This is a genomic window from Micromonospora sp. NPDC049679, assembly GCF_040659735.1.
GTDB lineage: Bacteria > Actinomycetota > Actinomycetes > Mycobacteriales > Micromonosporaceae > Micromonospora_I.
This window is the reverse complement of sequence record NZ_JBFANZ010000007.1, coordinates 19,758-31,996: the sequence shown is the minus strand read 5'-3', so window position 1 is coordinate 31,996 and position 12,239 is coordinate 19,758. Positions and strand designations below refer to the sequence as shown.

Here is a 12,239-nt window from a genome sequence, read left to right as displayed (position 1 = left end):
GGTGTGACCTTCGAGGAGTACGTCATCGCCCGGGGGCCTGCGCTCGTGCGGCTGGCTCGGCTGCTGACCGGGGACGACCACCGGGCTGAGGACCTCACCCAGGACGTGCTGGCCCGGGCCTACCCGCGGTGGGCCCGGATCTGCCGTGCCGACCACCCTGACCTCTACCTGCGCCGGATGCTCGTCAACGCGCGCAACTCGTGGTGGCGGCGGCGGGTCAACCGCGAGCTGTCCCTGCCCGCCGTGGACGACAGGGCCCTCCCGGGGGACCCGGGCGCGGACGCGGCCGACCGTGACGCGATGTGGCGGTTGATCTCGGCCCTACCGGAGCGGCAGCGGGCGGTCCTGGTGCTGCGCTTCTACGAGGACCTCGACGACACCGCGATCGCCACCATTCTCGGCTGCTCGCCGGTCACCGTCCGCACGCACGCGATGCGGGCGCTCTCCACGCTCCGGGACCGGGTCGGTCACGCCGGCTGGCCCGTCCCCGAGCCCGTGCTGCACGAAAGGGGCCGAGGATGAGCTACGAGGTAGAGAACCGGCTGACGGTCGCGCTGCGCGGACGGGCCGACCATGAGGTGGACGCGGACACTCTGCTGCGGGGGGCGCTGACGCGTGGCCGGATGCGGCAACGCCACGGCCGGCTGGGCGTCGCCGTCGTGGCAGCGGGTCTGGCCGGGACGATTGTCGCGGTGCTTGCCGCGGCGCCGCAGACCGTGTGGCCGGGGGGGCGGCAGTCGGGGCCGGGTGGCGGACTCCCCGCCGATCACGGCGTCCTTCCGGCACTGGCGGCAGCACCGGAAGCACCGGCCGCGGCCGACCGCGCCGATCTTGTCGGGGTTGACCCGCGGATCCTGCGCTTCGCCGTCGTCGAGGCGCCGTGGCCGGTATCGGCCGCTACCTGGGGCAGCCTCGGCGGAGTCGAGTCGATGCTGCTCTATCTGTCGTTACCCGAGTCGTCGCCCGGGGCGGGTCCGAGGCGGGAGGTAGGAATCGCCGACGCCGTTGCCGGGGAACCTGGCGCGACCCGGCAGAGCTTCGTCGCCATCGAGCTCGCCCAGGGCAGGGTGCCGGAGGTGGCGTACGCAGGGATAAGTCCGGGGGCCGAGCTGACCGGCGAACGGCAGGTGCGGATCGGCGCGCGGTCGGGCACGGCGCAGGAGTGGAGCGAGCGGGGTTACGTCCAGCGGGTGCTGCGGTGGAATCCGGTGGACGGGCTGGAGATGCGCGTCACCAGCACCGGAGTGAGCACGGACGAACTCGTCGCGCTGGCGGAGTCGGTCCGGCTGGACCAGGCCACGCGGTGCAGCGCGCCGGTGCGGGTCACCGCGCTGCCGCCGCAGGCCCGCCTCCTCGGCTGTCAGTCGGCGTGGCGGTGGGCGAACGGACGGGCGTTGACCACCGCGACGCTGACCGTCGGGCGTGACGGCGCGGCTGTCGGCATCACGATCGGCTCGGATCCGGTGCCGGCGGCGAGCCCGACCACCGAGCCGACGGTGTTGCCGAGCGGGACGTTGCCCGCGTTGGACCCGAGCGCGGATCCGGCGCTCACCTACGGCCTGGAGGGGCACCGGGTCGACGTCACCGTCACGGGGGCGTACGGCCACGCGGAGGTGGGGCAGGTGCGCGCGGGACTGCGTCGGGCGGGCGATCCGACGGACCCGTCCAGTTGGCCCACGGACCCGCTGCGGTGACCCCGCCGGTCTTGCGGTTGTGGTGCCGCGCAAAAGCGACGAGTCATCACTGATCGCCCACGAAACTGCAAGATCGCGAGGAGGGCGGCGCGCGGTCGCGCCCTGGGGCGGATCATGACGGCGCCCCGTACTCTTGGTAATCATGAGTCCGCGTCGCAACCGCCCCTCCCGGCCGACGCACTCCGGACGGCCGGCGTCCGGGCCGCGCGACGGCTCGGAGCTGGACGAGGACCGGGTGCGCCAGGGCGTCCAGGGCGTGCAGGCGTGGAGCGACGGCGACTGGATGGTGCGCGGGATCGCCGGCCCGGCGGCCACGAAGACCTACCGTTGTCCCGGCTGCAACCAGGAGATCCGCCCCGGCGTCCCGCATCTGGTCGCCTGGCCCGCCGATGGGCGGGGCGACCTGACCGACCGGCGGCACTGGCACAGCGGCTGCTGGCGGGCGCGCGACCGACGCACGCCGGTCGTCGAGCGCTCCCGCAACGCGCCGCGCTACGGCTGACCGACCCCCCCGACCCGCCGTAAGCCGGTCGTCCGACCGGAGAAAGACTGGAGCTGTGAGCACTCCGATCCGCGCCGCCTCCGTCCTGCCCGCCCGGCGGCAGGACATCGAGCTGCAGACCGCCGACGGCCTGACCCTCGTCGGCGAGCTGGCGCTGCCGGCCGACCGCGATCCGGTCGCGACCCTGATCTGCCTGCACCCGCTCCCGACGCACGGCGGGATGATGGACAGCCACGTGCTGCGCAAGGCAGCGTGGCGACTGCCGGCCCTGGCGGACCTCGCCGTGCTGCGCTTCAACACCCGGGGCACGAGCAGCGTGCGGGGGACCAGCGAGGGCACGTTCGACGGCGCGGTGGGCGAGCGGTTCGACGTGGCCGCCGCCATCGAGTATGCGGAATTCGCCGAGTTGCCCGCCCTGTGGTTGCTGGGGTGGTCCTTCGGGACGGACCTGGCGCTCAAGTACGGGTGTGACCCGGCGGTGACCGGCGTGATCCTGCTCTCCCCGCCGCTGCGGTTCTCCGCTGAGGAGGATCTGGCGGTCTGGGCAGGGTCCGGGAAGCCGCTGACCGCGCTGGTGCCGGAGTTCGACGACTATCTGCGCCCGGCGGAGGCGCGTGACCGCTTCGCGACGATCCCGCAGGCCGAGGTGGTCGGGGTTCCCGGGGCCAAGCACCTGTGGGTGGGCGACGCGGAGACGGTCCTCGACGAGGTGGTGCGCCGGGTGGCGCCGGGCACCGCCGTCCCGTTGCCGGCCAACTGGGATGGCCCGATGGAGTTCGGCGACGCGAGCGCGTACGCGGATCGCACGGTGGCGGCCTTCGCCGAGGTGCCGGTGACGGGGCCGGAGCAGCGCGCCGCGTCGGAGTCTTAGCCCGCGGTTAAGGGCCTCTTAGATCTTCGCTATTGGTCAACTTGGTGACGGGACTGCCGATACTGTCTGCGACAGAACGCTCACGTTGGCAGGGGGGCTGTCTTGAGCAGGCACAGGTTGCATGCCGTCGCGTCGCGCGGCGGTCGTCGTCGGAGGGTCCTGATGGGCCTGCTCGGGGCTGGTGTCGTGACGGGGATGCTCGCCGGCGCGCTGCCGCTGCTCGCCGCCGATGACGGGATCTCCGCGGTCGCCGACACCACCGCGACCTCGGTCGTTCAGGATGGCGACAACGGCCGCAAGTCCACCTTGGCGACGTGCCCGACCCTGTGCGAGCGCAACGTCCGGGGTGGTCGGGACGCGCTGATCCAGTTCGCCGTGACGTCCGTGCCGCGCAACGCGGTCGACGTACGGGTCCGGCTGCGATTGCACGCCTGGGAGAACCGTGCCGCGAAGATCACCGCACACCGTTCGTCGAATGACGCGCGTGCCGCGCGGCCGGGACGGCAACAGCCGGGCCCGGCGTTGGCCTCGATCAACCGGGTGGTGCAGGGCTTCAACGAGTGGGACGTGTCCGCTCTGATCAAGGGGAACGGCACCTACACCATCTCGCTGCTGCAGGAGCGCGACAACAACCGTGTCTACTGGGCATCGACCGAGAATCGTGACAGGTCGATCCGCCCCCGCCTCGTGCTGACCTACAAGGTGAAGCCGAATCCCACGCCGTCGGCGACGGCGGTGAAGCCGTCGCCCACCGTGCGCCCGTCCACTCCGCCGACGCCCTCGCCGACGGTCACCAAGCCGACGCCCAGCGCGACCCCGACTCCGCGGGCCGACTGTGGCACGATCTCGGCCAAGCTCGTGCCGTCCTGTGGTGCGTGGTGGGGCATGTACTCACCGACAAGCGCCGCGAAGGCGTGGAATCACGGTGCCGCGGTCGCCGACATCGAGGCGCAGATCGGCCGCAAGTTCGACGTCGTGCACCGCTACCACGACTTCTCCAATGCGGGCAGTAACGGAGCCTTCCCGGACGTCTACGAAAAGGCGCAGATGGCCCAGGGGCGCCTGATGTTCTTCGCCTGGGAGTCCCGGATCTTCTCGTCGGGCAAGACGTTGACGTGGGCGGACGTCTACAGCGGGCGGTACGACTCGACGATCGACGAGGTCGCCAAGCGCATCCGGGCGACCGGGGTCCCGGTCTTCATGGGCTTTGACCATGAACCCGAGGACGAGCCGGCGAAGGGGAGCGACGCGGACTTCGTCAAGGCCTGGCGTCACGTCCACGACCGGTTCGCCAAGGCCGGCGCCGACAACGCGGTGTGGGTGTGGACGATGATGGGCTGGTCCGGGCATTACGGCCGCTATGCCGGCCTCTATCCGGGCGACCGGTACGTGGACTGGGTCGGTTACGACCCGTACAACTTCTACGCGTGCAACGGCAGCAAGTCCTGGAAGAGTCCGTCCGCGACGGTGGGTTCGTTCTACCGGTGGCTGGACGAAAACGGGATCGGCGCCGGGAAGCCGCGGATGCTCGCCGAGTTCGGGACGAATTTCGATCCCGCCGATCCGTTGGCCAAGCAGCGGTGGTTCGAAGAGTTCCCGGCCGCGGTGAAGGCCCATCCGAAGATCAAGGCGGTCGTCTACTTCAACTCCGCCGGGTCGACCACCACCACGGGGACCTGCAACATGACCCTCGGCCACAGCGCGCCGGCGCTCGCCGGATTCGTCAAGGCGAGCAAGGATCCCTACTTCCGCCAGCCGCTCAGTCTCCCGGGGCTGATCAAAATCAAATAACATCCATGTACGGTTACCGCCCGTTCCGTCCGGGGATGCGCATAGTCACGAATTCTGTTCATTGTCATCTTTGAGATAGTCGCACCGGCCGATCGGCGGATTACGCGACCATACGGATGGGGAGCACGCTACGCGGGTTCATTTCCCCATCCGGAGGGAAGCGTGACCGTGTCCCAGCGTCATTGGCGGCACAATGCAGTCCGTTTTGGACGGACTGCATTGCTGGCCGTAACGGTATCGTGTCTTGCGGTGACGATGGTCGCCGGGACGGCATCCGCCGTCGTTGTTCCGACGCCTGCCGCGGCTACTCTCGTGTCGGCGAATCCGGCTGACCAGACCCCGCACGCCAAAGACGGGGAGGTCCGCGCCTTCGCCGAGATCGGCAACGTCGTCTATGTCGGAGGCAGTTTCACCCAGGTGAAGGCGGCCTCGGCGACGACCTGGGGCGTGAAGAACTATCTCTTCGCCTATGACCGGTCGACCGGCGCTCTGTCGACGACCTTCCTCCCGGTGTTGGACGGCGCGGTCAACACCCTTGTCGCCAGCCCCAACGGCCACCTGATCGTAGGTGGAGCATTTAAGACGGTCAATGGCGTCGCCCGTAAGAACCTTGTGGCGCTCGACGCCGCGACCGGTCAGACGGTGGCCAGCTGGGCGGGGCGGGGCGACGGTGGCACGGTTCGCGATCTCGCCCTGCACGGCAACTGGCTCTACGTCGGCGGCGCGTTCTCGTGGGTGAACGGCACGGCGCACTCCGGCGTGGCCCGGCTCAACGCCTCCACGGGCGCCATCGATCCGACCTTCGTGATCAACGCGACCGTCGGACGTCACAACACGAGCTTCTACGTCTGGACCCTCGACGTGTCGCCCGACGGTCTCACGCTGGCCGTCGGCGGCAACTTCATGCAGGTCAACGGTGTCGCGCGCAACCAGATCGCACTGGTCGGCCTCGCCGGCACGCCGACGCTGCTCGACTGGAGCACGGAGAAGTTCGTGCCGCCCTGTGCCGCACCGCAGACCTTCGTGCACTACGTGCAGGACATCCAGTTCGGCGAGGACGGCAGCTACTTCATCGTCGGCAGCAACGGTGGCGGGGGTTGGCCGGCGGCCTACTGCGACGCGCTCACCCGCTGGGAGACCCCCACGAGGGGCAGCAACCTCCTCGCGACCTGGGTCAACTTCACGGGTAACGACACGATCACCTCGGTCGAGGTCGCCGACGGCGTGGTCTACCTCGGTGGCCATTTCCGCTGGCTCAACAACCCCAACCGCAGCGACGCGGCCGGCGACGGCGCGATCGACCGGCTCGGCATCGGTGCGGTGAGCCCGGCGACCGGTATGCCGGTCAACTGGAACCCGCGCCGCAGCGCGGGGTCCGCCCTGCCGGCCGGGGCAGTGAGCTGGGGCTCGACCGTGCCGGTGCTGTGGCGCGGGTCGGACGGTGTCTACTTCGGTCAGAACTCGGACGGCATGGGAGACGAGTACCACGGGCGGTTGGGCATGTTCCCGATCGCGGGCGGTCGCAGCTTCGTCCCGAAAAACCCGCCCACGGCCGCCAGCGGTTATCTCTACCTCGGCACGGCCAACGGTCAGTTGACGAAGGTTCCGTTCGACGGCGCCACGCTGGGCGCGGCGACGGTGACGAGCCAGCCCAACTTCACCCGGGCGGGAGCGGCCTGGCGGGTGGCGGACCGGATCTACTGGGGGCACACGGTCAGCGGCACGCCGACGGGCAGCAGGCTGGACGCCTCGATGTTCGACGGCACGACGGTCGGCGCACCGTGGCAGGCCTCCGGCTACAACGACTGGTACAGCGCCACCGGCATGGCCGGGGCCTTCTTCCTCAACGGCCGCCTGTACTACACGAGGTCCAACAGCACGTCGCTTCTCTACCGGTACTTCGAGGTCGACGGCGGCTACCTCGGCGCCACCGAGTTCACCGTCCCGACCGTGGGCCTCACCTGGTCCACCGTGCGGGGCATGGCGTGGGTCAACGGCAAGATCGTCTACGGCGCGACGGACGGGCGGCTGCGGTCGGTGCCGTTCGACCCCACCGCCGACGTCGCGGTCAACGGCGCCTCGGCCGCAGTGCTCGCGGCGCCCGCCGCCGGGCTGACCTGGTCGACCCCGACGATGTTCTTCGCGGCCGAATGAGCCCACGTCCATCCTCATGAATATCCGGTAAGTTGTTCTGTTGTGGGCCGGCGACGGAGCCTTCGTCGTCGGCCCGCGGCGTCTTAGGGGGAGGAGATGCCGGGTGGGGCCATCTACGTCCGTGAAAGGGCGGTTGGTGCGGCTGGTTTTCGCGGCCAAGCGCACCTACTACCGCCTGCGCTACCCGCGCCTGCGGCTCGGCCACGACGTCGAGATCCGCGGCCGTGTCCGTCTGCGGCGCGGCGTCCGTGTGACGATCGGCGACCGTACCCGGCTCAACAAACTGGTGCGCTTCGCCGGGCCGGGGGAGGTGCGGGTGGGCTCCGACTGCCTGCTCAACGCGACCTGGATCGGCACCTGGACCTCCGTGACCATCGGCGACCGCTGCCTGCTCTCCGACTGCGAACTGCTGGACAACGACTTCCACAACCTCGACCCCGGGCAGCGGCATGACCCGCCGGTTCCCGCGACGCGGGCGCCCATCGTGGTGGAGGAGAACGTGTGGATCGGCGCGCACGCGCTGGTCATGAAAGGCGTCCGGATCGGACACGACAGCGTGGTGGGCGCCGCCACGGTCGTGCGGACGGACGTGCCCGAGCGGGCGGTTGTCATCGGCAACCCCCAACAAACAGTGAAGAAGTTCAATGACTGACCGTGCTGCTCCTTCCTGGCCCGTCGACCGCCGCCGTTCCGCGGACCCGCAACGCGCCGTCACCCTCACCGATCTGGTCCGCGTCCCGTTCAGCCGGTGGCGGACCGTCGCGGTGACCGCGCTCGCAGGTCTCGCGGTGGCGGTCGGCTACGTGGTGCTCGTGCCGGCGACCGTGACCGCTTCGGCGGTCGTCGCCGTCCGTCCCGTGGTCACCGACGCCTTCACCCCGTCGGGCGCCGGGGCCGACCGGTCGGTCAACATGAACGTCGAGAGTGGCATCGCGACCAGCACCGAGGTCATCCAGCTCATCGCGAAGGAACGCGCCGCCGCGCCGGTCGATGTCCGGGACGCCCTTCAGATCGAGGTGCCGACGGGCGGCCAGATCCTGCGCTTCTCCTACACGGACCGCTCGGTCGACGTGGCGGTCGCCACCGTCAACCTCGCTGCGGAGACCTATCTGCAGGTGCGCAAGGCGATGTACGAAAAGCAGCGGACCGCGATGCTGCAGTCGTACGACGGCAGCATCGCGAAGGTGGTGCAGCAGCAGACGGGGCTCCAACGCCGGATCGGGAACAGCGACACCGGCGCCGCCGCCGCAGCACTGGCGGAACTCGGCGCGGTCAACACCCAGCTCGCCCAACTCAACTCCGCGCGCACCGAGATCGCCTCGATCGACGTCACCCCGGGCTGGGTCACCCAGTCCGCTGAGCCGTTGACGACGCCGAAGACCAACCGACTCCTCTATGTGCTCGCCGGACTGCTGGGCGGTCTGCTGCTCGGCATCGTGCTGGCGTACGTGCTGGAGTCGACGCAGCGCGTGGTGCGCACGGCGGCGGACGCGCACGACGCGGCCGGCCTGCCGCTGCTCGGCACCGTGCGCAGCCGTGGATTCCGCATGAAGACCAACGCCGTCGACGCGGACGTCCGCTACGTCGCGATGGCGATCGCGGAGCGCTTCAAGAACGCCGTACGTACCCCGGTGGTGGTCATCGCGTCGCGCGCCCGGGAGGACACGACGCTGATGACCGCCAGCCTTGCCGTGGCGTTGGCCGCGGACGGCAAGGACGTCTATGTCGGCGACGACAGCGGCCGGCTCGGCCAACTGCGCACCGTGCTGATGGCGGACCGTCGGCCCGCGCCCGCCACGCCGGTCATGCCCCGGCAGAACCGGACGTCGCCCGGGCTCACCGGTGGGCACAACGGGGCGGCCGGGTCGGACGCGACGTCGACCCACGTCGACGCCGACGCGACGGTCACCCTTCCGCGGATCACGGCGGCCATGGCGGACGAGTTCCTGGGCACGTCGACGGCGGACGGAGTGGCGACCGCGACGATGGCCCAGGTTCCCGTGCGTACCGTCTCCGCCGAGGTCGTCACGGTCGGCACCGGACGCGTCCAGGTCGGGCCCTACCAGGCCGCGCCGGAGACCGAGATCGTGCTCTTCAACGCGCCCCCCGCGGAGTCCGATGAGCGCGGGGTGCGTGAGGCGCGCAGCGGCACGGCGATCGTCGTCGTGGAGCGCAACCGGACCAAGGTCGAGGACCTGCGCAGGCTGGTCGAGCGGCTGCGGGCGGCCGGCGCGGATCCGTTGGGTTACGTGTTCACCCGCAGTGGCCGTGGCTGATCTTCCGGCGGCTCGGCTGCCCGGCCCTGACCGGCTGCCGCTGCTGCCGCTGTGGCCGTTGTTCCTGATGTTCGGGCTGACTCCATTGTGGTGGGCCACCGGCACCTTCTATCTCGGCTGGCCCCTGCTGGGCGGCCTGCTCTTCGCCCTGATGGCGACCCGGGGGCGCGTGCCGTTGCCTCCGGCCACCACGTTCTGGCTGCTCTTCCTGGCGATGGTCGTGCTGAGCGGCATCCGGTTGGCGACGGTCTCCGCGCTGCTGACCTTCGGTCTGCGGCTGTCCTTCTACGTCACGGCGCTCATCGTCTGCGCGTACGTCTACTCCGCGGCGCGCGAACGCGACGTCCTCACGCCGGTACTGGCGCCGCTGGGCGCGTTCTGGCTCGGGATCGTGCTGCTGGGCTGGCTCGGTGTACTGGCGCCGCGGTTCGCGATGACGACGCCGATGGAGCTGATCCTGCCGGGCGGGATCACCTCCAACCCGTTCATCCGGGACATGATCCACCTGCACACGGCCGAGTACAGCCTCCGGTCCCTGAATCCCATCTACCGACCGGCCGCGCCCTTCGCCTACACGAACAACTACGGCAGCGCGTACGCGCTTGTCCTGCCCTGCGTCGTCGCCTTCGTGATGCTGCGGCGGCGCGGACTCTTCCGTACGGTGCTGCTGATCTCGCTCCCGCTGTCGCTGCCGCCCGCGTTCCTCACCCTCAACCGGGGCATGTTCCTCAGCGTCGGCGTGGGCCTCGCCTTCCTCGGGGTGCGGGCGACGCTGCGGGGCAATGTCCGGGTGGCGGCCTCGATCGTCGGTGTGGTCGTGCTCGGCGCGTTGGCGATGGTCTTCATCCCCATCGGCGAGCTGATCAACCAGCGGGTCAGCTCCAGCGACACCAACACGGACCGCCTCTCGCTCTACGTCGAGGTGCTGCGCCGGGTCGGCCAGTCGCCCCTGTTGGGCTTCGGTGCGCCCGCCAACGTCGACACCGTTTCGGCCGAGGCCCCGATCGGCACCCAGGGCCAGCTCTGGATGGTGCTGTTCAGCCACGGCGTCCCGGCGCTGCTCTTCTTCATCGGGTGGTTCGTCGCGGCGTTCGTGATCTGTCTGAAGGCGTCCTCGCCCGCCGGGCAGTGGCTGGCCGTCGTGCCGCTCATCGGCCTGGTCCAGCTCCCGTTCTACGGGATGGTCAACCAGAACCTGACCGCCGCGTTCTTCGCGGTCGGATTCGCGTTGGCGTTGAGCGAGCGGGAGCGGGCGCTCGCGCGGTGGCGGCCGCCGCTGCCGCGGAATCGGCGCCGGTCCGCGCCGGTGCCGGCGTCCGGGTTGTTGTTGTCGCGGGGAGGAGCGGCGTGACCACGAGCGTCGAGCGGGAGGCGCGCGACGCCGGCGGAAGCCGGCCGGTATCGGGCGAGACCGGCCGGAGCGCCCGCAGCGGCGCCATCGGCCTGGTCGGCGCCGCGGCGAGCGGGCTGTTCGGCTTCGTGCTCGCCGTGGTGATCACGCGCGGGTACGGCAGCGCCGGCGCCGGGGCCTTCTTCGCCGCGATCGGAGTCGTCACCGTCGCTACCGCGATCTGCACGCTGGGCGCGGAAACCGGGATCATGTGGGCGCTTCCCCGGCGACGGCGCGGCCCCGACGGCGACGCGGCCCGGGTGCTGCCGGTAGCTCTGGCGCCCCCGATCATCGCCTCGGTGGCCGTCGCGGTCGCCGGCGTGATCGCCGCCGACTGGCTGGCGCCCCGGTTGCTGGACAGCTCCGGTTCGGCGGGGCGACCCCTCATCGAGGCGAGCTTCTCGGCACTTCCGGTCGTCGTCGCCATGACGCTGCTGCTCGCGGCCCTGCGCTGCGTGCGTTCGATCGAGGCGTACGTCGTGGTGCAGTTCCTGCTGCTCCCGATCGGTCGGCCCGCGCTGGTCGGGGTTTTCGTCCTGGTCGGCGGCGGGGTCGTGCTCGGCATGATCGGCTGGCTGGTGCCGGCGGTCGTGGCTCTTGTGACCGCCGCCCTCCTCGTCGGCCGGTCCCTGGGCATCGGGCGCGGTGTCGGGCTGCGCCCTCTCCGCTCGGACTGGCGTACCTTCTGGGGTTTTGCCCTGCCGCGCGCGGCGTCCGCGGCCATCGATGCCGGCAGCATGTGGGTCGGCGTGCTGATGACCGCGGCGCTGGCGAGCCAGGCGGAGGCCGGGATCTTCGGCGCGGTCGGCCGGTACGTGCTCGCGGGGCAGCTGGCGATGCAGGGCCTGCGGGTGGCGGTCTCGCCGCAACTGTCCCGGCTGCTCGGCCGGGGGCAACGGGACGAGGCGGCTCAGGTCCACCGTCAGATGACCACCTGGTCGCTGGTCCTGTCCCTGCCGGTCTACCTGCTGCTCGCCGTCTTCGGGTTGGGCTTCCTGCAACTGTTCGGCCCTGACTTCACCTCCGGGGCCGCCGCGATGACGGTGCTCGCCGTCGCGATGCTCGTCAACGTCGCGGTGGGCAATGTCCAGTCCCTGCTGCTGATGGGGGGACGCAGCGGACTGCACCTGAGCGCTACGGTCGCCAACGTGCTGGTCAACCTGACGCTCGGCTTCGCGTTGATCCCCGGGCACGGTGCTCTCGGCGCCGCGGTGGCGTGGGGCGTCGGCATCGTGGTCGAGAACCTCATCGCGGCCGTGGCGGCGCGGCGGGTGGTCGGTCATCCGCTCTTCACCGCCGGGATGGCCCGCACCGCGTTGATCGCCGTCGTCGCCGTGGGGGCGGCCAGCGCACTCGCTGTAACCATTGCGGGACAAGGGGTTGAGGGTCTGGCGGTCGCGCTGGGCATCCTGGCCGTGGGGTGCGTCAGCTATCTGACGATCCCCCGTGTCCGTCGCCGGTTGTGGGACATCCTGAAGCAGATCCGTGGCGGCGGGGCTGGTTCCCGCGCGTCCGCAGACGTCGCCCTTGGCGACACTGGCATGAAGGGCAGGTGACGGAC

Annotated in this window: 10 protein-coding genes; all 10 read left to right on the top strand. The window is 70.6% G+C overall.

The genetic code is table 11. From position 1 onward, the window contains the following. The first annotated feature begins 3 nt into the window (after positions 1-3). The 10 genes from AB0J06_RS06845 to AB0J06_RS06800 all read left to right on the top strand — a co-directional run bounded on the left by AB0J06_RS06845 (position 4) and on the right by AB0J06_RS06800 (position 12,234). The gene (locus tag AB0J06_RS06845; protein WP_357425459.1) at positions 4-522 is read left to right on the top strand and encodes a SigE family RNA polymerase sigma factor; all 519 of its coding nucleotides are present in this window, start codon (positions 4-6) and stop codon (positions 520-522) included. Further along, the gene (locus AB0J06_RS06840; protein ID WP_357425457.1) at positions 519-1,694 is read left to right on the top strand and encodes a hypothetical protein; all 1,176 of its coding nucleotides are present in this window, start codon (positions 519-521) and stop codon (positions 1,692-1,694) included. Before AB0J06_RS06845 ends, AB0J06_RS06840 begins: the two co-directional genes overlap by 4 nt. Positions 1,695-1,836: 142 nt before the next feature. After that, the gene (locus tag AB0J06_RS06835; protein WP_357425455.1) at positions 1,837-2,196 is read left to right on the top strand and encodes a hypothetical protein; all 360 of its coding nucleotides are present in this window, start codon (positions 1,837-1,839) and stop codon (positions 2,194-2,196) included. A 55-nt stretch (positions 2,197-2,251) separates the two neighbouring features. Further along, positions 2,252-3,067, top strand: coding sequence for an alpha/beta hydrolase (locus tag AB0J06_RS06830; protein ID WP_357425453.1), 816 nt, complete (start codon positions 2,252-2,254; stop codon positions 3,065-3,067). 162 nt (positions 3,068-3,229) lie between these two features. Next, positions 3,230-4,858: a glycosyl hydrolase gene (locus tag AB0J06_RS06825; RefSeq protein WP_357425451.1), complete on the top strand. Its 1,629-nt coding sequence runs from the start codon at positions 3,230-3,232 to the stop codon at positions 4,856-4,858. 255 nt (positions 4,859-5,113) lie between these two features. Continuing rightward, a complete protein-coding gene (locus AB0J06_RS06820) occupies positions 5,114-7,012 on the top strand; it encodes a delta-60 repeat domain-containing protein (protein ID WP_357425703.1) in 1,899 nt (632 codons plus the stop codon). Between the two features lie 121 nt (positions 7,013-7,133). Continuing rightward, positions 7,134-7,664, top strand: a complete 531-nt coding sequence (locus AB0J06_RS06815; RefSeq protein WP_357425701.1) for an acyltransferase — start codon at positions 7,134-7,136, stop codon at positions 7,662-7,664. After that, on the top strand, positions 7,657-9,288 hold the full coding sequence (locus AB0J06_RS06810; RefSeq protein WP_357425449.1) for a lipopolysaccharide biosynthesis protein: 1,632 nt from the start codon (positions 7,657-7,659) through the stop codon (positions 9,286-9,288). Before AB0J06_RS06815 ends, AB0J06_RS06810 begins: the two co-directional genes overlap by 8 nt. After that, positions 9,281-10,639 (top strand): O-antigen ligase domain-containing protein, encoded by a 1,359-nt coding sequence (locus AB0J06_RS06805; protein ID WP_357425447.1) that lies wholly within the window; start codon positions 9,281-9,283, stop codon positions 10,637-10,639. The genes AB0J06_RS06810 and AB0J06_RS06805 overlap by 8 nt, the downstream gene beginning before the upstream one ends. Beyond that, complete coding sequence (locus AB0J06_RS06800; RefSeq protein ID WP_357425445.1) at positions 10,636-12,234, top strand: lipopolysaccharide biosynthesis protein; 1,599 nt, start codon at positions 10,636-10,638, stop codon at positions 12,232-12,234. Before AB0J06_RS06805 ends, AB0J06_RS06800 begins: the two co-directional genes overlap by 4 nt. Positions 12,235-12,239 lie beyond the last annotated feature (5 nt).

Coding starts and splice junctions, on each gene's coding strand:
- AB0J06_RS06825 (WP_357425451.1), top strand. CDS start 3,230: ATGGGCCTGCTCGGGGCTGGTGTCGTGACGGGGATGCTCGCCGGCGCG.
- AB0J06_RS06810 (WP_357425449.1), top strand. CDS start 7,657: ATGACTGACCGTGCTGCTCCTTCCTGGCCCGTCGACCGCCGCCGTTCC.
- AB0J06_RS06835 (WP_357425455.1), top strand. CDS start 1,837: ATGAGTCCGCGTCGCAACCGCCCCTCCCGGCCGACGCACTCCGGACGG.
- AB0J06_RS06840 (WP_357425457.1), top strand. CDS start 519: ATGAGCTACGAGGTAGAGAACCGGCTGACGGTCGCGCTGCGCGGACGG.
- AB0J06_RS06820 (WP_357425703.1), top strand. CDS start 5,114: ATGGTCGCCGGGACGGCATCCGCCGTCGTTGTTCCGACGCCTGCCGCG.